At 59.1% G+C, this 18,144-nt stretch carries 20 protein-coding genes; 10 read left to right on the forward strand and 10 right to left on the reverse strand.

Features of this window, described 5'->3' with window-relative positions:
• Positions 1 to 70: 70 nt before the first annotated feature.
• The 4 genes from MO767_RS29310 to MO767_RS29325 form a co-directional block, all read right to left on the reverse strand.
• Positions 71 to 448: a DUF2892 domain-containing protein gene (locus MO767_RS29310; protein ID WP_046046102.1), complete on the reverse strand. Its 378-nt coding sequence runs from the start codon at positions 446 to 448 to the stop codon at positions 71 to 73.
• A gap of 92 nt (positions 449 to 540) precedes the next feature.
• Positions 541 to 1,011, reverse strand: a complete 471-nt coding sequence (locus tag MO767_RS29315) for an RNA methyltransferase (protein ID WP_007944014.1) — start codon at positions 1,009 to 1,011, stop codon at positions 541 to 543.
• Between the two features lie 192 nt (positions 1,012 to 1,203).
• A complete protein-coding gene (locus MO767_RS29320) occupies positions 1,204 to 1,578 on the reverse strand; it encodes a YajD family HNH nuclease (protein WP_056742523.1) in 375 nt (124 codons plus the stop codon).
• Between the two features lie 48 nt (positions 1,579 to 1,626).
• Positions 1,627 to 2,313 carry a hypothetical protein gene (locus tag MO767_RS29325; protein WP_282483365.1) on the reverse strand — a complete coding sequence of 229 codons (687 nt, stop codon included), beginning with the start codon at positions 2,311 to 2,313 and terminating at the stop codon, positions 1,627 to 1,629.
• Positions 2,314 to 2,410: 97 nt separating this feature from the next.
• Here MO767_RS29325 and MO767_RS29330 point away from each other — a divergent pair, with 97 nt between their 5' ends.
• Entirely contained in the window at positions 2,411 to 2,701 is a 291-nt protein-coding gene (locus MO767_RS29330; protein ID WP_282483366.1) for a hypothetical protein, read from the forward strand.
• Here the strand turns inward: MO767_RS29330 and MO767_RS29335 are convergent.
• Both MO767_RS29335 and MO767_RS29340 read right to left on the reverse strand, forming a co-directional pair.
• Positions 2,698 to 3,171 carry a cyclic nucleotide-binding domain-containing protein gene (locus MO767_RS29335; protein WP_282483367.1) on the reverse strand — a complete coding sequence of 158 codons (474 nt, stop codon included), beginning with the start codon at positions 3,169 to 3,171 and terminating at the stop codon, positions 2,698 to 2,700. The genes MO767_RS29330 and MO767_RS29335 overlap by 4 nt on opposite strands.
• A gap of 209 nt (positions 3,172 to 3,380) precedes the next feature.
• Positions 3,381 to 5,435: a S9 family peptidase gene (locus MO767_RS29340; RefSeq protein WP_282483368.1), complete on the reverse strand. Its 2,055-nt coding sequence runs from the start codon at positions 5,433 to 5,435 to the stop codon at positions 3,381 to 3,383.
• Between the two features lie 100 nt (positions 5,436 to 5,535).
• On the opposite strand from MO767_RS29340, the gene MO767_RS29345 reads away from it, so the two are divergent.
• Genes MO767_RS29345 through MO767_RS29355 form a run of 3 tightly spaced genes read left to right on the forward strand, consistent with a single transcriptional unit; the run spans position 5,536 to position 7,397 of the window.
• The gene (locus MO767_RS29345) at positions 5,536 to 6,033 is read left to right on the forward strand and encodes an MFS transporter (protein ID WP_282483369.1); all 498 of its coding nucleotides are present in this window, start codon (positions 5,536 to 5,538) and stop codon (positions 6,031 to 6,033) included.
• A gap of 32 nt (positions 6,034 to 6,065) precedes the next feature.
• Positions 6,066 to 6,842 (forward strand): class II glutamine amidotransferase, encoded by a 777-nt coding sequence (locus MO767_RS29350; RefSeq protein WP_046046095.1) that lies wholly within the window; start codon positions 6,066 to 6,068, stop codon positions 6,840 to 6,842.
• Between the two features lie 12 nt (positions 6,843 to 6,854).
• Positions 6,855 to 7,397, forward strand: a complete 543-nt coding sequence (locus MO767_RS29355) for a DUF2937 family protein (RefSeq protein ID WP_282483370.1) — start codon at positions 6,855 to 6,857, stop codon at positions 7,395 to 7,397.
• 150 nt (positions 7,398 to 7,547) lie between these two features.
• On the opposite strand, the gene MO767_RS29360 is transcribed toward MO767_RS29355, so the two are convergent.
• Complete coding sequence (locus tag MO767_RS29360) at positions 7,548 to 8,462, reverse strand: LysR family transcriptional regulator (protein WP_282483371.1); 915 nt, start codon at positions 8,460 to 8,462, stop codon at positions 7,548 to 7,550.
• A 159-nt stretch (positions 8,463 to 8,621) separates the two neighbouring features.
• On the opposite strand from MO767_RS29360, the gene MO767_RS29365 reads away from it, so the two are divergent.
• From MO767_RS29365 to MO767_RS29380, 4 genes are all read left to right on the forward strand, one after another.
• Complete coding sequence (locus MO767_RS29365) at positions 8,622 to 9,908, forward strand: MFS transporter (protein ID WP_282483372.1); 1,287 nt, start codon at positions 8,622 to 8,624, stop codon at positions 9,906 to 9,908.
• Between the two features lie 75 nt (positions 9,909 to 9,983).
• Positions 9,984 to 10,736: a 5-oxoprolinase subunit PxpA gene (locus MO767_RS29370; protein ID WP_282483373.1), complete on the forward strand. Its 753-nt coding sequence runs from the start codon at positions 9,984 to 9,986 to the stop codon at positions 10,734 to 10,736.
• Positions 10,733 to 11,437, forward strand: a complete 705-nt coding sequence (locus MO767_RS29375) for an allophanate hydrolase subunit 1 (protein ID WP_282483374.1) — start codon at positions 10,733 to 10,735, stop codon at positions 11,435 to 11,437. The genes MO767_RS29370 and MO767_RS29375 overlap by 4 nt, the downstream gene beginning before the upstream one ends.
• A complete protein-coding gene (locus MO767_RS29380; RefSeq protein ID WP_282483375.1) occupies positions 11,434 to 12,360 on the forward strand; it encodes a biotin-dependent carboxyltransferase family protein in 927 nt (308 codons plus the stop codon). Before MO767_RS29375 ends, MO767_RS29380 begins: the two co-directional genes overlap by 4 nt.
• Positions 12,361 to 12,480: 120 nt before the next feature.
• Here MO767_RS29380 and MO767_RS29385 read toward each other — a convergent pair whose 3' ends face one another.
• The 3 genes from MO767_RS29385 to MO767_RS29395 all read right to left on the reverse strand — a co-directional run bounded on the left by MO767_RS29385 (position 12,481) and on the right by MO767_RS29395 (position 15,758).
• Positions 12,481 to 13,659 (reverse strand): VWA domain-containing protein, encoded by a 1,179-nt coding sequence (locus MO767_RS29385; protein WP_008153157.1) that lies wholly within the window; start codon positions 13,657 to 13,659, stop codon positions 12,481 to 12,483.
• Positions 13,660 to 13,692: 33 nt separating this feature from the next.
• The gene (locus MO767_RS29390; protein ID WP_140677330.1) at positions 13,693 to 14,538 is read right to left on the reverse strand and encodes a MoxR family ATPase; all 846 of its coding nucleotides are present in this window, start codon (positions 14,536 to 14,538) and stop codon (positions 13,693 to 13,695) included.
• 143 nt (positions 14,539 to 14,681) lie between these two features.
• On the reverse strand, positions 14,682 to 15,758 hold the full coding sequence (locus MO767_RS29395) for a DUF748 domain-containing protein (RefSeq protein ID WP_282483376.1): 1,077 nt from the start codon (positions 15,756 to 15,758) through the stop codon (positions 14,682 to 14,684).
• 126 nt (positions 15,759 to 15,884) lie between these two features.
• Here MO767_RS29395 and cysK point away from each other — a divergent pair, with 126 nt between their 5' ends.
• Entirely contained in the window at positions 15,885 to 16,859 is a 975-nt protein-coding gene (gene cysK, locus MO767_RS29400; protein ID WP_282483377.1) for a cysteine synthase A, read from the forward strand.
• A gap of 210 nt (positions 16,860 to 17,069) precedes the next feature.
• Positions 17,070 to 18,008, forward strand: a complete 939-nt coding sequence (locus MO767_RS29405) for an aspartyl/asparaginyl beta-hydroxylase domain-containing protein (RefSeq protein ID WP_282483378.1) — start codon at positions 17,070 to 17,072, stop codon at positions 18,006 to 18,008.
• Positions 18,009 to 18,144 lie beyond the last annotated feature (136 nt).

Raw genomic sequence — 18,144 nt, forward strand, 5'->3', positions numbered from 1 at the left:
TGGGAATGCGGTCACCTGTGGGAGCGAGCTTGCTCGCGATGAGGCCCTTCGACTCACCACAATGTCTGGATCAAACCCCGGTTTTAGGCGACTTCAACGAATCATTACCGGTCACGGTAGCGGTATTGGTCGCCGCCTCAGCATTCGCCTTCAACCGGTTCAACTCTTCCCCGGCCCGCTGAATCTTCGCCCGCACGTTGTTCATGTCCTGACGGCTTTTCTCCAGCAGGCTTTTCGCCGAACTGTGCCCGGTAATACCACGCGCCAGGGCCACACCGCCGATCGCCACTTGAATCAACCCGAACACACCACCTCGACGCAGGCCCTTGCCGACCATCACCACGCCGCCGGCCAGGGAACCGATGCGTTCCCAACCCTGCACGTTCTGTTCAGTGTGAGTCTGGAACGGGGTGGATTCGATGCGTTCTACGCGTTTGAGTTCGCTCATGATCTGTCTCCTGGCTGGAATGACTGCTGCAAGAATAGATAATTAAGCTGACTGCCAAGGCGGGCGGCTTGTTCCATCGGATGTGCGGTGAATCAGCGAAATTTCGCTCCGGAGCGAGTGTTGAGTCCCTTGGACATGCGGTCATAGAGCACGACGTTGACGGTGGCCGCCAGGTTCATGCAGCCGGTGGTCGGGATGTAGACCACGTCTTCGCACCAGTCGCGAATCTCTTTATCCAGCGAGCCGTCTTCCGGGCCGAAGATGTACAGAGCGCGGTCCGGATGGGTGTATTCCGGCAGTGAACGGGCGCCGTCCACCAGTTCCACAGCGACCGGAACGCAGCCCAGCGGCAGGATTTTTTTCAGGTCGTCGATGCCGATCAGCGGAATGTCGTAGTGGACGCGCTTGGTGTCGGTGACGAAGTCGGCGGCGCGCTCATAACGTTTGCCGGTGTAGAACACGGACGCCACGCCGTAACAGCCAGCGGCGCGCATCACCGAACCGACGTTCTCCGGTGATTTGGGGTTATACAAACCAATGCAGCTGTACCGTTTGTCTGCCACGAGCGGGTGCCTTCGGGGAAAAAACGGCGATTATACGGGGATTGGGGGAGGGGTGTCCGGTTTGGAGATTGGTGGTGTTTGGTCGATCGCTATCGCGAGCAAGCTCGCCTTTGATCAGCGAGCCGGACACAGCAAAACCGTGTTGACGGAAAAGCTCAGGGCGTGAAGGGGCCGGTCGAGGCGCTGAAAATATTACTCGTCTTTCTTCATCAGGCCGGCCAACGCGGCAAACGGGTTATGCGTCGCCTTGGCGATTTTCGGCGAGCTCAGCGAGCCTTCACCGAAATACTGTTGATCGGTATACCGCGAGTGTTCGTTGTCGTGGCAATACAGGCACAACAATTCCCAGTTCGAGCCGTCCTGAGGGTTGTTGTCGTGGTTATGGTCGCGGTGGTGCACGGTCAGTTCGCTCAGGCGCTTGCCGGAAAACTCACGGGCGCAGCGGCCGCACACGTGCGGGTACATTTTCAGGGCCTTGTCGCGGTAACCCATTTCCTTGTCGCGCTGGTTGTCGGCAAGGATGCGGTCCAGTTTCGAGGTGTTGGTCGGAGGCGTTGACGAACTCATGGGTTCACCTTTGTAAAAGACTAATGACGGTTATGACGTGAGTTTAGCTCAGCCCCTGAGCTTCTCGGCAATCCAGATGGTGTGACGGGTACCTTTGTTGCCGTGGGCGAAGACCTGGACTTCCTCGGCCTTGAAGCCGGCTTTCTTCAGTTTGTCGGAAAACTGTCGGTCCGCGCTCGCAGACCAGACGGCCAGCACTCCTTTGGGCCGCAGAGCCTTGGCGCAGGCGCTCAGGCCGCCAGCGGAGTAGAGCCAGCTGTTGGCCTTCTGGGTCAGGCCTTCGGGGCCGTTGTCGACGTCGAGCATGATCGCGTCGAAACCTTGCGGCTCTGCCTGCAGGACTTTGGCCACGTCTTCCATGCGAATGACCGTGCGCGGGTCAAGCAGCGGGTTCCCGGCTTTCTCACCCAGCGGTCCACGGTTCCACTCCACCACGCCCGGCACCAGTTCGGCGACCACCACTTCAGCGGTCTTGCCCAGATGCTTGAGAGCCGAGGCGAGGGTGAAGCCCATGCCCAGGCCGCCGATCAGCACGCGCGAACTCGGCCGGCCGGCCACTTTACGGCACGGGATCTCCGCCAGAGCGTCTTCCGAGCCGTGCATGCGGGTGTTCATCAGTTGCCCGCCGTCGCCGCCCTGGATCTTGATGACGAAATCCTCACCGTATTCGAACAGGCACAAGGCACCGCCATTTTCAGGAATTGGAGTGGTGTCGAGCAGAACGAAACGTTTCATGGGACTCACTTGAGGAGAAATTGGCATAAGAGGGGGAAGGCAAACACGCGCCGTTGGGAGTAGCCTGCAAACGACAACAAGGTCAACGGAGCCATTGATGAAGCGCACCATTCTAACGGTCATTGCCTTGGCCGCGCTCTCGATAACTGCAGTGCAGGCCCAGCAGTTGCAAACCATTCCGACCAACCCTGCGCCGCTGCCCGGTTCGCCCGGCACCGCGACCCCGACGCCATACCCGCAAATCACCCCGACCAGCGTACCCAAGGTCGGACCCGGCAGTGGCGGTCCGCCGTTGGTGCCCATTGAAATGCCTAGCCCGCCCACCAAGGACCAGCCACTGCCGGGGCTGGAGCAAAACCCGTCGAAAGCCAAATCACCCGGCGGTTAAACCTGCTGCGAGAGCAGTTGCCCATCGGCCATGCGCAAGCGTTTGGAGAGGGAGACGGCGAGGGCACGGATGATTTTTGCGGCGATTTTCGGCGCATCGTTGAGCATCTTTTCCAGCGAGTCCTTGCCCAGATTGAGCAACTGGCAATTGCTCGCGGCCACGCAACTGGCCGAGCGCCGTTCGCCGTCGAGTACGGCCATTTCGCCGAACGCCCGACCGCTGCGCAACGTTGCCATGGTCACCAGGTGCCCGTCGCTGTTGGTTTTCTGCACCGCCACCTGGCCGGTGTGGATGATGCACATGAAGCTGCCGGCATCGCCCTCATGGAAAATCTCTTCGCCCGAAGCAATGGTGCTGATGCTGAAGTAGCCCGAGGCCGCAGCGAAGTCCGCCGGCAGCAGTTGATCGAACAGGCCACAGTCCATCAGCCAGTCGCGAATTTCGTTGTTCAGTAAGGTCGGTTCTGACATGTCGTCACGGTCTTTTTCTTGTGTCTGTACTATCCGGATTTGGATTCACGCAAACCCCTGTGGGAGCGAGCTTGCTCGCGATAGCGGTGGCACATTCAACATCAGTTTCGAATGTGCTGGCCTCATCGCGAGCAAGCTCGCTCCCACAGGGGGTGTGTTGGATTGGGCCCGGCGTATGGAGTTAAGACCGACACGCCGGGCCAAGTTCCTCAGGCGATGCCCAAAACCTTGAAAACAAATGCGTATTCGAGTGCTACGTCACGCAATCCCTGATATCGACCGCTCATCCCGCCGTGCCCGGCACCCAATTCTGTCTTGAGCAGCAGGGGATTGGCGTCGGTTTTGGTCGCGCGTAATTTCGCCACCCATTTGGCCGCTTCCCAGTACTGCACGCGACTGTCGTTGTAGCCGGCGATCACCAGGGTCGCCGGATAAGCTTGTGCGGTGACGTTTTCGTACGGGGCGTAGGCCTTGATCCGCTCATAGACGTCCGGTTCTTCAGGATTGCCCCACTCGTCGTACTCGGTGACGGTCAACGGCAGATCCGGGTCGAGCATGGTGTTCAGCACGTCGACGAACGGCACTTCGGCGATCGCCGCGCCGAACAGGTCCGGCCGCTGATTGAGCACCGCGCCGATCAGCAGACCACCGGCGCTGCCGCCGCTGATCGCCAGTTGCTGTGAAGTAGTGAAGCCATTGGCGATCAGGTGTTCGGCGCAGGCGATGAAGTCGCTGAAGGTGTTGTGTTTGTGTTCCTGCTTGCCGGCGCGATACCAGGCTTCGCCCAGTTCTCCACCGCCACGCACATGAGCGATGGCGAACGCCACGCCACGATCCAGCAGACTCAAACGGGCGTGGGAGAACCACGGGTCGAGGCTTTCGCCGTAAGCGCCATAGCCATACAGATAAAGTGGCGCCGGCTTGCCGAGTGCTTCGCGTTTGACGACGAGGCTGATCGGCACTTTCGTACCGTCCGGTGCGGTCGCCCACAGGCGCTGACTGACGTAGGCATCGGCGTCGAACGGGCCGAGCACCGGGGTTTCCTTGAGGACTTTCTGCTCGCCGCTGTCCAGCGCCAGCTGGCGGATCTGCGCCGGACGGTTCAAGGCTTCGTAGCGCAGGCGGATCCTGTCACTGACGAATTCCAGGCTGTTCTGCACGTGCAGGCTGTAGGCCGCATCCGGTAACTGCACACGGTAGCTCGGCAGGTCTTGCGGATGAACTTCGATGATCGGCAAGCCACCTTCACGCAAGCTCAGGGTCATGGCCCCGGCGTTCAGGCTCATGCCTTCGATCATCACCGTGTCGCTGTGCGGGATCAGGTTCTGCCAGTCGGCCTCGGTCGGCGCCACGCCGGTGTCTACGGCGTGGTACAGGGCAAAGTTGATGCCGTCGCGATTGGTGCGAATGAACCAGGTCCATTGACCGTCGAGCGCGCCGTGGTCGACGTCGTACTCATGGTCTTCAACTCTCGGTGCGATGCAGGTAAAAGCCTGCTGCGGCTGGAACGCGTCGAGCACCCAGACTTCGCTGGTGGTCTTGCTGCCCAGGGACAGCAGCAATTGCTGCTCGGAACTCGAGCGGTAGCAATGCATGAAGAATCGACCGTCCGGCTCATGGAACACTTCTTCAGCCGCCGTACCGTCCAGCCGATAGCGGAACAGTTTGTGCGGGCGATGGGTGTCGTCCAGTTCGCCGAAGAACAGCGTCAGGCTGTCATTGGCCCAGGTCATGCTGCCGTCGCAATCCTGGAATTCCAGTTCACTGACACGGTCGTTGGACAATTCCTTCACGAACAGCGTGTAAATCTCATCGCCTGTGGCGTCGATGCTGTAGGCCAGGCGCTGGTGGTCCGGGCTGATACTGAAGGCGCCCAGGGAAAAGAAACCGCCTTTGGCCAGTGCATTCGGGTCCAGCAGCAATTGTTCCTGGCTTTCGTCGAGCTGCAGGCTGTCATCGGCAGGGCGCGGGCAGCGGTAGTGACGAGCATATTCATCACCGGCCGTGGTGCGCGTGTAATACAGGTACGGGCCCCAAGGGGAGGGCAAGGACAGGTCGGTTTCGAGAATCCGCGCCTTGATCTCTTCGAACAGGGTTTCACGCAACCCGGCCTGATCGGCGGTTTGCGCCTCTTGATAGCGGTTTTCCGCTTTCAGGTAGTCGAGCACCGCGTCGGTGTCGCGCTCCTGCAGCCAGGCATACGGGTCGTCACCTTCGGCCTTGCGGGCAATGGGAGCGTCGGAAACGTTGACGGATAGGGGCATGAAGGACTCTCGAGCGGTTTACGAAATAGGGTTCGCAGACGGCGGGCAAGCCTGACGTGCGAAAAGTCGTTACTATAAGCGCCTCTTTGCCTGCCTTGCCATGGACACCATGACCGAGAACGACTATCTGATCGCTTGGGGCCTCTACGCCTTTGCCGCTTTGGGCTGCCTGTTGGTGTGGATGCGCTTGACCCGCTGGATGTGGCGCTGGCTGCGTGAGCCGCTGCGGCTGTTGGTGGCCGTGTTGCTGTTCAGCCCGACCATCATTGATCCGGTGAAGGAAAAGGTCGCTCCGGCCATCGCCATCACGGCGCTCGATCTGCTGTTCAAGGTCGGCAACAACGCCTGGCGCGCGATCTCCGACCTGTTCATGTACGGCATGATCGCCTTCGGCATTTACCTGGTATTCGTGGCGATCCGTTTCCCTATCGAACGTGCGTCCAACGCTCGCAAGGAACAGGCTGCCGCTGCCAAGGCTGCGGCCCGGGCCGATGAACCTGAAGAAGATCATCCTTTTGGCGGTGCGGGCGATGATCGTTACGGTCGTCCACCGGTGCCGAGCAACCCTCAGCGATTGCGGGTCGAGCCGCGTCTGTAACCTTGCCCCTGCCTTTCAGCGAGAATCCGAGCATGTGTGAGTTATTGGGCATGAGCGCCAATGTGCCGACCGATATCGTGTTCAGCTTCACCGGGCTGATGCAGCGCGGCGGTCGCACCGGTCCGCACCGTGACGGCTGGGGCATCGCCTTTTACGAGGGCCGTGGCCTGCGCCTGTTTCAGGACCCGGCTGCGAGCTGCGAATCCGAAGTCGCGAACCTGGTGCAACGCTATCCGATCAAGAGCGAAGTGGTAATCGGGCACATCCGCCAGGCCAATGTCGGCAAGGTCTGCCTGTCCAATACCCATCCGTTTGTGCGTGAGCTGTGGGGCCGTAACTGGTGTTTTGCCCACAATGGTCAACTCGCGGAGTTTCAACCGATCAAGAGTTTTTACCGCCCGGTCGGCGATACCGACAGCGAAGCGGCGTTCTGCGATTTGCTCAACCGCGTGCGCGCCGCGTTCCCGGAACCGGTAGAGGTCGAAGAACTGCTGCCAGACCTGGTGGCCGCCTGCGCCGAATACCGCAGCAAAGGCGTGTTCAACTGCCTGCTCAGCGATGGCGATTGGTTGTTCTGCTATTGCTCGACCAAACTGGCGCAAATCACCCGTCGCGCGCCATTCGGCCCGGCGCGCTTGAAGGACGTCGATGTGATCGTCGATTTCCAGGCCGAAACCACGCCCAATGACGTGGTCACGGTGATCGCCACCGAACCCTTGACCGAAAACGAAACCTGGACCCGCTACGAACCGGGCCAATGGAGCCTCTGGCGACGCGGCGAATGCGTCAGCCAGGGCAAGACCGAATAAGGATTTCCCTTCATGTTGCTCAGTTATCTACGGCTGGTGTTGTTCGCGGCGGGCCTGTTGATCGGTGTCCAGGTGCCAGGGTTCATCAGCGATTATGCCAAGCGGGTCGAAGCGCACCTGATTGAGGCGCAGACCGGTCTGAGCGGTTTTCAGGGCACGGCGAATCAGTTCTTCAAGGGTGATATGCAGGCGTTGGTGGCCCATTACCGCGCCAGCGAAGATCCGATTTTTCGCAGCGATGCCGACAGCCTGAGCACCTTGCTGACCCGTCAACTGGCCCTCGATAAACAGTTCCAGGCCATGCAGGGCCCGTGGTACATCCGCTTTCTGCAAGTGGCATTGGCCGCCGATCCGGATATTCGCAAGGAAACGTGGAACGGCTATAGCTACCAGATCCTGCTGACGCCGGTAGCGATGATCTGGGGCATGAGCGGGGCGTTGCTGTTGTCGTTCGGCATTGAATGCCTGTTCCGTCTGATCGACTGGGTGGTGCTGGGCGGCAAACGCCTGCGCCAGAGCCGGCCGATCGAAGATCGGGATGTGCGCGGTCTTTAAAGAGCGCCACCGACCTGTAGCAGCTGGCGAAGCCTGCGTCCGACTGCGAAGCAGTCGCGAAATCAGGCACCGCGGTGTTTCAGGTAAACCGAGCTGGCTGGATTGACGACTGCTTCGCCCGAGCGCGGACCGAGCCGAACGCAGGCTTCGTTAGCGCGCGAGGACGATGTAGTTCTCTCCCACCTTCGTCGCATACCCGTCCAGCACCTGCTGACACAACGCCACGATTTCTTCGACCCACTCCACGCCAACCCGCCACGACACCACCACCTGCAAATTCGGTGGCCGTTGATCGATGGCCAGCAAGGTCAATTCCCCCCGCGCCAGTTCCTCGGCTACCAGCACCGACGGCAGCGCGCCAATACCGAAACCGTCCCGCAGCAACCGGGTGATCGCCGATACCGAGTTCACGCAGTTCAACCGTGGCGTCATGATGCCGTTGGCCTGCATCAGGGCGAGAATCTCCTGATGCGGATGGGAGTTTTTCGAATAGGTAATGATCCGTTCCCGCGCCAGGTCGGCAATGCCTGAAAACTCGCGGTTGTAGATCGAGTTAGTCGCCACAATCCAGCCCATCGGGTGACTGGCCAGCTCAAGGCTGCGCACGCTTTCCTGACGCAACAGATCGGTTTGCAGGATCAGATCGAGAAAGCCTTTTTGCAGCTGATCGCAGAGGTTGAGCGCGGTATCGGCCACTAACTCGATTTCCACCAGCGGATAGTGATCCATCATTTGCGCCACCAACGGGCTCAGCCAGGTATGGATGACCGTGTCCATCACGCCGATGCGAACCCGTCCGACCTTGCTCGAACGGGTTTCGATCGACTGCTTGAGGGCCTGCATGGTGTCCATCATTTGCTCGGCGTACTCGAGCACTTTCAAGCCTTCGGGCGTCAGGCTCACGCCACGTGAATCGCGCAGGAACAGCTTCACCCCGAGCTCGCCTTCGAGCACGGCAATGCGGCTGGAAATCGACGCCTGGGTGGTGAAGAGCTTGTCTGCCGTCAGGCGAAAACTCTTGAGTCGGGCGACCCAGACAAAGGTCTCGAGAAACTTCAGGTTCATGGGGGCTGCTCGGGGATAAAGAATTCTTATGTCTAGGGCGGGTTTTTATTAGTTGGACGCAGCAGGGCCGGTAGCCCAAAAATCAGGCCATCCGGTTCCCACGATAGGCGTCGTCGGGGCTCAGAACAATACCAATAAAAATTAGCGCGGAGATTTGCCATGAGTGCGCCCGACACGCTCGACATCCCCAAAGCCACGGTTCGCCCAGGACCTTTCGACTGGTATCACAACATCAACAAGCAGGAACGCCGCACGTTCTGGAGCTGCAAGATCGGCTATGGCCTGGACGGCATGGACACGCAGATGCTCAGCTTCGTGGTGCCGACCCTGATTGCGATGTGGGGCATCACCACCGGCCAGGCCGGGATGATTCACACCAGCACGCTGATCGCCTCGGCCATCGGCGGTTGGGTGGCGGGGATTCTCTCCGACCGCATCGGTCGCGTACGCACTCTGCAACTGACCGTTCTGTGGTTCGCTTTCTTCACCTTCCTCTGCGGCTTCGCCCAAAACTACGAACAACTGCTGATCAGCCGCACGCTGATGGGCTTCGGTTTCGGCGGCGAATGGACCGCCGGCGCGGTGCTGATGGGCGAAGTGATTCGCGCCAAGGACCGCGGCAAAGCGGTGGGAATGGTGCAATCCGGCTGGGCATTGGGTTGGGGACTGACGGCGATTTTGTATGCGCTGCTGTTCTCGGTGCTGCCACCGGAAGACGCCTGGCGCGCACTGTTCATCCTTGGCATCGTGCCGGCGATTTTTGTGATCTTCGTCCGTCGGCTGGTCAAGGACCCGGAAATCTATCGCGAAGCCAAGGCTAAGCAAGAACCCAGCAATCCGGCAAAGTTCTACGAGATATTCGCTCCCGGCATTCTCTTTACCACGATTCGCGCGTCGGTGCTGACCACAGGTGCACTGGGCGGTTACTACGCGATCACCTCCTGGTTGCCGACCTTTCTGAAGAATGAACGCGGTTTGAGCGTACTTGGTACGGGTGGTTATCTGGCGATGGTGATCGTCGGTTCCTACGTCGGCTATGTCATCAGCGCGTATTTGACTGACATCCTCGGGCGTAAAAAGAACTTCATTCTGTTCGCGGTCGGCTCGTTCACCATTGTTCTGCTCTACACCCAATTGCCGGTCAGCAATGGCGTGATGCTCTGGCTGGGCTTTCCTCTGGGCTTCTTCGCCTCGGGGATCTTCAGCGGCATGGGCGCATTTTTGACCGAGCTGTTTCCGACGCGGATTCGCGGTTCGGGTCAGGGCTTTTGCTACAACATCGGCCGGGCGCTGGCGGCGTTGTTCCCGCTGTTGATCGGCTTGATGAGCCAGAAGGTGCCATTGAGCGTGGGAATCGGTGCTTTCGCGGCAGTGTCCTACGGGGTAGTGATCCTTGCGGCGCTGAGCCTGCCGGAAACCTGTGGCAAGCAACTCGAAGCCCAATAGCTTAATGCCCAACAACTGATAATCTGCGGGCAAATGCCTACAGCTAAAAGAATAAAACCTACAGGAGTGTTCACCGTGAACCGCCTGCTATTGAACTGCGACATCGGCGAGAGTTTCGGCAACTGGACCATGGGTCTGGACGCCGAGGTCATGCCCTTCATCGATTGCGCCAACATCGCCTGCGGCTTCCACGCCGGCGACCCGAGCATCATGCGCAAGACGGTCAGCCTGGCCTTGAGCAACGGCGTGCAGATCGGCGCACATCCGGCGTATCAGGATCTGGTCGGCTTCGGTCGCCGTTCCATGGCCTACACCGCCCAGGAACTTCAGGACATCGTGCATTACCAGATCGGCGCCCTCGACGGCATTTGCCGGGCTCAGGGCGGGCGGGTGAGTTACGTCAAACCCCACGGCGCGATGTACAACGACATGATGGCCAACCCGGCGCAATTGCGCGCAGTGCTTCAGGCGGTGGCGTCCTATGATCGTGAGTTGCCGCTGATGTTGATGGCCACTCGCGACAACAGCGCAGCCCAGCAGTTGGGCGATGAATACGGCGTAACCCTGTGGTTCGAAGCCTTCGCCGATCGCGCTTACGACAGCGCGGGCATGCTGGTCTCACGGCAACTGCCAGGCGCGGTGCATCACGATCCAGAGACCATCATCGAGCAGGCGCTGACCATTGCCCGCGGCGGCAACCTCACGGCCAGCGATGGCAGTGACTTGCACTTGCACGCCAACACCCTCTGCGTACACGGTGACAATGCCAGTTCGGTAGCCGCCGTGCGGCGTATTCGCGAAGCACTTGATCAGCAGAGCGCGCCATGAACCTGCGGGTAGAAGTGGTGGCGCTGGATTGCTTGATGGTCCGTCTGTTCGATGAGATAGCCGAAGCCAACATGCCATGGATGCTCGCGGCCAGTGAAAGTCTGCGTGCTGCGTTCGCCGGGCATCTGATCGATCTGGTGCCGTCCTATACGACGTTGATGGTGCATTACGATCTGACCGCGTTGAGTCCGGCCCAGGCTCGGGAGCTGATCGCCGAGGCCTTGATCGATCTGTCGCCCAACGCCTGCGCCCGCGGCAAATGTCATGTGTTGCCGGTCTGGTATGACTTGAGCGTTGGCCCGGAGTTGAGCCTGTTGTCCCAGCGCAGCGGATTGGCCGTGGATGAAGTGATCCGCCGCCACAGCGAGCGCGAATATCAGGTGTTTGCCTTGGGTTTCGCACCGGGTTTCGCCTTCATGGGGCTGGTGGAAGAAGCGCTGGCCGCGCCGCGTCTGAATACCCCGCGTAAAAAGGTGGCCGCGGGCAGTGTCGGCATCGCCGAACGCCAAACTGCCGCTTACCCGGTGGTGTCCCCCGGTGGCTGGAATCTGATCGGCCGCACCCCGGCCAAATTGTTCGACCGCGAACGCGAGGGCTACAGCCTGATGCAACCAGGCGACACGGTGCGTTTCGAAGCCGTCAGCCATGCCGAATTCATCAATCTGGGCGGTGATGACACGCCGTTGGAGGCGCAGGCATGAGCCGTCTATCAATACAAGCGAGTACACCGCTGTGCCTGTTGCAGGACGCTGGCCGTTTCGGCGTGCGGCATCTGGGCGTGACCCAGGGCGGGGCGGCGGATTGGCGATCGATGTCATGGGCTAATTGGTTGCTGGGCAATGGCCTGGATGCACCGGTGATTGAAATCACCCTGGGCGGGTTCACCGTCGTTGCCGAAGAGGATTGCGTGCTGGCGTTGGCCGGGGCGGATCTGGGGGCGCAGGTGGATGGCGAGGCGTTGGCGCCGTGGCGCAGTTTCAGGCTGAACAAAGGTCAGCAATTACAATTCACTCAACCGCTGCTTGGGGCCCGGGCCTATTTGGCGGCCCCGGGCGGATTTGATGCGCCAAAGGTGTTGGGCAGCAGCGCAACGGTAGTCCGTGAAGAACTCGGCGGGCTGGATGGCATGGGCCGGGCGTTGGCCAAAGAGGCGCAGTTGAGCTACTCAGGCAGCTCGCTGATCCTGCTGCGGGAGTTGGCGCGCGAACAGGTGCCGGATTTCAAACTCAACACGCCACTGGACCTGGTGCTCGGTGCCCAGATCGGCGAGTTCAGTGGACAGAGTTCGTTTGACGCGTTCAACAGCGTCTGGACCCTCGACAGCCGTGCCGACCGGATGGGCATCCGCTTGCTGGGAACGGCGTTGCAGTACCAGGGTAAGCCGATGATTTCCGAAGGCATTCCGCTGGGTGCGGTTCAGGTGCCGCCGGACGGGCAGCCGATTGTGCTGCTCAATGATCGACAGACCATTGGTGGCTATCCGCGATTGGGCGCCTTGACGCCGTTGGCGCTGGCGCGACTGGCGCAGTGCCTGCCGGGAACGCAGGTGCGGTTGAAACCGGTGGTGCAGGATGTCGCGCATCGGGAGCAGGTCGAGTACCTACTTCGGTTTTCAGCCCGCTAAAAGCTTCGCGAGCAAGCTCGCTCCCACAATGGATTTTGGTCGTACACAAATAATGTGTTCGCTGGAGATCAACTGTGGGAGCGAGCTTGCTCGCGATAGCGTCAGACCAGACACCGAAGATTATTTGGAGAGAAACCGCATCCCTTCTTCAAGCCCCCGCAACGTCAGCGGGTACATCTGGTCGTTAATCAAGTCCCGCACGATATTGGTCGAAGACGTATAGCCCCACGTATCTTTCGGATACGGGTTGATCCAGATGACCTTCTTGTACTTCTCCATGAACCGCTGCATCCACACATAACCCGCTTCTTCGTTCCAGTGCTCGACGCTGCCACCGGCCTGGGTGATTTCGTATGGCGCCATGGCGGCGTCACCGATGAAGATCACTTTGTAGTCGGCGCCGTATTTGTGCAGCAGATCTTGGGTCGAAGTGCGTTCGGAGGTGCGGCGCATGTTGTTCTTCCACACCGACTCATACACGAAGTTGTGGAAGTAGAAGTACTCCAGGTGCTTGAACTCGGTCTTGCAGGCCGAAAACAGCTCTTCGCAGATCTTCACGTGGGCGTCCATCGAACCGCCGATGTCGAACAGCAGCAACAACTTGACGGTGTTGCGCCGCTCCGGACGCATCTGGATGTTCAGCAGCCCGGCATCGCGCGCGGTGTGGTCGATGGTGCCATCGATGTCCAACTCTTCCGCCGCACCCTGGCGCGCGAATTTGCGTAACCGGCGCAGGGCGACCTTGATGTTGCGCGTGCCCAGCTCTACCGAATCGTCGAGGTTCTTGTACTCGCGCTGATCCCAGACCTTGACCGCTTTGCCCTGGCGCTTGCCGGCATCGCCGACCCGAATACCTTCCGGGTTGAAGCCCCCTGAGCCGAACGGACTGGTGCCGCCCGTGCCGATCCACTTGTTACCGCCGGCATGGCGTTCTTTCTGTTCTTCGAGGCGTTTCTTGAACTCTTCGATCAGCTTGTCCAGTCCGCCGAGGGACTGGATCGCCGCCCGCTCTTCGTCGGTCAGCGAACGCTCGAATTCTTTGCGTAACCAGTCCTCCGGGATCAAGGCCTGAAGGTGATCGTCGAGTTTTTCCAGGCCATTGAAGTAAGCACCGAACGCCCGGTCGAATTTGTCGAAATGCTTTTCGTCCTTCACCAGAATCGCCCGGGACAAGTAATAAAACTCGTCCATGTCGGCGAAGGTCACGCGCTGTTTCAGCGCGTTGATCAGGTCCAGCAGCTCCCGTACCGAGACCGGTACTTTGGCTGCGCGCATTTCATTGAACAGGTTAAGCAGCATGGCTATCGCCCTCTATCTTGTTAAACAGAGGGATCAGCGAGTGCCGCGACGGCTCATGAACGCCAGACGTTCAAGCAATTGTACGTCCTGTTCGTTCTTCACCAAAGCGCCTGCCAGCGGCGGAATAGCCTTGGTCGGATCGCGCTCGCGCAGTACCGCTTCGCCGATGTTGTCGGCCATCAGCAGCTTCAGCCAGTCCACCAGTTCGGAGGTCGATGGCTTCTTCTTCAGACCCGGCACTTTGCGCACGTCGAAAAACACGTCCAGCGCTTCGCTGACCAGGTCTTTCTTGATGTTCGGGTAGTGCACGTCGACGATTTTCTGCAGCGTGACGCGGTCGGGGAACGCGATGTAGTGGAAGAAGCAACGGCGCAGGAAGGCGTCCGGCAGCTCTTTCTCGTTGTTGGAAGTAATGATGATGATCGGGCGTTTCTTGGCCTTGATGGTCTCGTCGATCTCGTAAACGTAGAACTCCATCTTGTCGAGTTCTTGCAGCAGGTCGTTCGGGAATTCGATGTCGGCCTTGTCGATTTCATCGATCAGCAGGATCACCCGCTCTTCGGATTCGAAGGCTTCCCACAGCTTGCCCTTTTTCAGGTAGTTGCGAACGTCGTGAACCTTTTCCGTGCCCAGTTGCGAGTCGCGCAGACGGCTGACCGCGTCGTACTCGTACAGGCCCTGATGCGCCTTGGTGGTGGATTTGATGTGCCAGGTGATCAATTTGGCGCCGAAGGACTCGGCCAGTTGTTCGGCGAGCATGGTTTTACCCGTGCCCGGCTCGCCCTTGACCAGCAGCGGGCGCTCCAGAGTGATGGCGGCGTTGACCGCCAGCTTCAGGTCATCGGTGGCGACGTAGGCCGGGGTGCCTTCGAACTTCATCTGCTAATCCTCGAACGGTAACGCCGACCTGAACGAGGCAGGGCGGGGCGCAATAATTGTAGTACCCGACTATAACGCGGTGCCCCGTCGACTGTGAACGCAGACGGCTTATTCAGTCTCTGAATGGGGCGTCACATCTTGACTCAGCCCGCATCCGGCTTTGGCCGCTCATAGCGGGCATTGAACGCCTGAATGAAACCATTGCGTAAAATCTGCAAAAACGCCTGGAACGCGCTGATATCTTGGCGATGCACATTGCCGCTCAGTTCCACGCGAGTGGCAAATTGGTTCTTGCCCTGGTTTTTCAGCACCGTTTCGGAGCCGCCGACGATGGCCTCCCAAATGGAGCGGAAAATCCCTTTGTCCTTGTTCTCGACGTCCTGCTGCCAATTGAACACGTCGACGTCCTTTAGCAACGGTTTGATGTAACCCTTTAATTGAGCTTTTTTAGCTTGCGCTTCAATGACTACATCACCGTGACCTGCATTGAAGTCGAACTTGCCATAGGCCGAGGCGAAGTCGTTCATGCGTTTGAGTTCGATGTCCTTCGCCCGCAGACGGAATTCGAAGTCTTCGAAATTGCTCAAGGGGTCGAAGGTTGCAGTGGTTTCCAGTGGCGCATGCCCTAACAGTAGCGCCTTGGCTTCGAAGCGAGCATCGCGCTTGCCTTTGGTGTCGACTACGTTGGTCAGGTTATAAATGCTGGCGTTGACCTGGGTGGCGTTCATGTTCACGGGGGGCTTGGAATTGAAGTTGCGGAAACTGATCTTGCCATCGCTGATCTGCACTTCGTTCAGGGTGATGGGGGCCAGTTTGCTCAACTGCGCACGCCAGTCGGTGCCCTGACCGGTCTGGGAGTTTTGCTTGTTGGCGCCGCCGTCGACGAAGTTCACCTCCGGTTTGAAGAACTGCACCTCGGCCACAACGGCGTGGTCGTACAAGAGCGAGTGCCAGCTGACGGAAAGGTCGATCAGCGGCGCGTTGACGAAAGGCACCGGGACCTTGCCGTCGACCTTGACGATTTTCAGCCCGTTGATTTTGTACGCACCGCGCCACAGGGCCAGGTCCACATCGGTGATCTGGCCACGGTAGTCGCCCATGTCCGCCAGCTTGTCGTTCAGGTAGTCGCGCACCACGTAGGGCAGGGCGATGTGCAGGGCAATCAGCAGCACAACGAGGCCGGCGAGGGTCCATAGGGGCCAACTGTATCTGCGTTTCATGGTGGCAAATCTCTGGCGTTGTAAAGCCATTGACTGCTGCGGTTACAGGACGTTCGACTGACTGGACGATCAAGGGCAACAGGCATACCTTGGAGAGCTTATTTAACGCTGTATAAGGACCCAGCCATGAGCCGTATCTACGCTGACAACGCCCATTCCATCGGCAATACACCGCTGGTGCAGATCAACCGTATCGCCCCGCGCGGCGTGACCATCCTGGCCAAGATCGAAGGGCGTAACCCCGGTTACTCGGTCAAGTGCCGGATCGGTGCAAGCATGATCTGGGACGCCGAAAGCACCGGCAAACTCAAGCCTGGCATGACCATCGTCGAACCGACCTCGGGCAATACCGGTATCGGCCTGGCGTTTGTCGCTGCGGCTCGCGGTTACAAGCTGATGCTGACCATGCCGGCGTCCATGAGTATCGAACGACGCAAAGTGCTCAAGGCACTGGGGGCCGAACTGGTACTGACCGAGCCGGCCAAGGGCATGAAAGGAGCGATTGAAAAGGCAGCTGAAATTGTCGCCAGCGACCCGACTGCCTACTTCATGCCGTCGCAGTTTGAAAACCCGGCCAACCCGGCCATCCACGAAAAAACGACCGGTCCGGAAATCTGGAACGACACCGACGGTGCAGTCGACGTACTGGTGGCAGGTGTCGGAACAGGTGGAACCATTACTGGGGTTTCGCGGTATATCAAGAATACTCAGGGCAAACCGATTATTTCGGTGGCGGTGGAGCCAGCGGTGTCGCCGGTTATCACCCAGGCAATGGCCGGTGAAGAAATCAAACCGAGCCCTCACAAGATCCAGGGTATTGGTGCCGGTTTTGTGCCGAAGAACCTTGATCTGTCGATGGTCGATCGGGTTGAGTTGGTCAGCGATGAAGAATCCAAGGCCATGGCCTTGCGACTGATGCAGGAAGAAGGGATTTTGAGCGGCATTTCCTGCGGCGCCGCCATGGCGGTGGCCGTTCGCCTGGCGGAAACCCCGGAAATGCAGGGCAAGACCATCGTGGTGATCCTGCCGGACTCTGGTGAGCGTTACCTGTCGAGCATGCTATTCAGTGATCTGTTTACCGAGCAGGAGAATCAACAATAGGCGTTGCGAGTTTTTGATCCAGTGGGAGGGGTTGATTCAGGTCAGCCCCCGTTCAGGAACCTTATGTTAAGAAGTGCTTTATTGCGCAATCCTTAACACTGAATGTTCAGATAAATGGGTTCTTCCCAAGGCCGGTAATGTTTATCATGGCCGGCTGCCACGTTGGGTAAATGGCGTTGCGCAGAGTTGTCTACTATCAAGGAGTTGTTGATGACCTTTTCCCTTGCCGCGAAAGCGTCGCTGTTGCTGCTATTCCTCGGCAGCACTCTTTATGTGCATTTGCGCGGCAAGGCACGATTGCCGGTCCTGCGTCAGTTCGTCAACCATTCAGCGTTGTTCGCGCCCTATAACGCCTTGATGTACCTGTTTTCCGGTGTGCCGTCCAAACCCTATCTGGACCGCAGCAAGTTCCCGGAACTGGACGTGCTCAAGGACAACTGGGAAGTCATCCGCGACGAAGCGATGCACCTGTTCGACGAGGGCTATATTCGCGCCGCCGAAAGGAACAACGACGCCGGTTTCGGATCGTTCTTCAAAAAAGGCTGGAAGCGTTTCTACCTCAAGTGGTACGACAAACCACTGCCATCGGCTGAAGCCTTGTGCCCGAAAACCGTGGCCTTGGTCAGCAGCATTCCCAACGTCAAAGGCGCCATGTTCGCGTTGCTGCCCGGCGGCAGCCACCTCAACCCGCACCGTGATCCATTCGCTGGTTCCCTGCGTTATCACTTGGGTCTGTCGACACCGAACTCCGACGATTGCCGGATTTTCGTCGATGGTCAGGTCTACGCCTGGCGTGATGGTGAAGACGTGATGTTCGACGAAACCTACGTGCATTGGGTCAAGAACGAAACGGACAAGACTCGGGTCATCCTGTTCTGCGACATCGAACGACCGCTAAGCAACCGTCTGATGACCCGCATCAACCGCTGGATCAGCGGCCTGCTCGGTCGCGCGACTGCACCGCAGAACCTTGATGACGAACGTGTTGGCGGAATTAACCGGGCTTACGCCTGGAGCAAGAACTCCAGCGACAAGTTCAGTGGTGTGGTCAAGCGGTGGAAGCGTCGTAACCCCAAGGCATACCGCGTTTTGCGGCCGGTATTGGCGGTGGTGGTGTTGACGTTGTTGGGGTATTGGTTGTTTGGCTGATTCCGAGCACAGAAAAATATCCGGCGAAACACTATCTTTGTAGCAGCTGGCGAAGCCTGCGTTCGGCTGCGCAGCAGTCGTCAAATCAGACGACGCGGTGTTTCAGAAAGACTGCGTGCTCAGGTTTCACGACTGC

It is taken from the genome of Pseudomonas sp. UYIF39, assembly GCF_029963765.1.
Lineage (GTDB): Bacteria > Pseudomonadota > Gammaproteobacteria > Pseudomonadales > Pseudomonadaceae > Aquipseudomonas.

Bases quoted from the DNA above. Each gene is read 5' to 3' on its own strand.
- MO767_RS29335 (WP_282483367.1), bottom strand. From the start codon at position 3,171: ATGTCAGAACCGACCTTACTGAACAACGAAATTCGCGACTGGCTGATG.
- MO767_RS29310 (WP_046046102.1), bottom strand. From the start codon at position 448: ATGAGCGAACTCAAACGCGTAGAACGCATCGAATCCACCCCGTTCCAG.
- MO767_RS29350 (WP_046046095.1), top strand. From the start codon at position 6,066: ATGTGTGAGTTATTGGGCATGAGCGCCAATGTGCCGACCGATATCGTG.
- MO767_RS29360 (WP_282483371.1), bottom strand. From the start codon at position 8,462: ATGAACCTGAAGTTTCTCGAGACCTTTGTCTGGGTCGCCCGACTCAAG.
- MO767_RS29405 (WP_282483378.1), top strand. From the start codon at position 17,070: ATGACCTTTTCCCTTGCCGCGAAAGCGTCGCTGTTGCTGCTATTCCTC.
- MO767_RS29340 (WP_282483368.1), bottom strand. From the start codon at position 5,435: ATGCCCCTATCCGTCAACGTTTCCGACGCTCCCATTGCCCGCAAGGCC.
- MO767_RS29365 (WP_282483372.1), top strand. From the start codon at position 8,622: ATGAGTGCGCCCGACACGCTCGACATCCCCAAAGCCACGGTTCGCCCA.
- MO767_RS29330 (WP_282483366.1), top strand. From the start codon at position 2,411: ATGAAGCGCACCATTCTAACGGTCATTGCCTTGGCCGCGCTCTCGATA.
- MO767_RS29385 (WP_008153157.1), bottom strand. From the start codon at position 13,659: ATGCTGCTTAACCTGTTCAATGAAATGCGCGCAGCCAAAGTACCGGTC.
- MO767_RS29380 (WP_282483375.1), top strand. From the start codon at position 11,434: ATGAGCCGTCTATCAATACAAGCGAGTACACCGCTGTGCCTGTTGCAG.
- MO767_RS29390 (WP_140677330.1), bottom strand. From the start codon at position 14,538: ATGAAGTTCGAAGGCACCCCGGCCTACGTCGCCACCGATGACCTGAAG.
- MO767_RS29395 (WP_282483376.1), bottom strand. From the start codon at position 15,758: ATGAAACGCAGATACAGTTGGCCCCTATGGACCCTCGCCGGCCTCGTT.
- MO767_RS29320 (WP_056742523.1), bottom strand. From the start codon at position 1,578: ATGAGTTCGTCAACGCCTCCGACCAACACCTCGAAACTGGACCGCATC.
- cysK (WP_282483377.1), top strand. From the start codon at position 15,885: ATGAGCCGTATCTACGCTGACAACGCCCATTCCATCGGCAATACACCG.
- MO767_RS29375 (WP_282483374.1), top strand. From the start codon at position 10,733: ATGAACCTGCGGGTAGAAGTGGTGGCGCTGGATTGCTTGATGGTCCGT.
- MO767_RS29325 (WP_282483365.1), bottom strand. From the start codon at position 2,313: ATGAAACGTTTCGTTCTGCTCGACACCACTCCAATTCCTGAAAATGGC.
- MO767_RS29345 (WP_282483369.1), top strand. From the start codon at position 5,536: ATGGACACCATGACCGAGAACGACTATCTGATCGCTTGGGGCCTCTAC.
- MO767_RS29355 (WP_282483370.1), top strand. From the start codon at position 6,855: ATGTTGCTCAGTTATCTACGGCTGGTGTTGTTCGCGGCGGGCCTGTTG.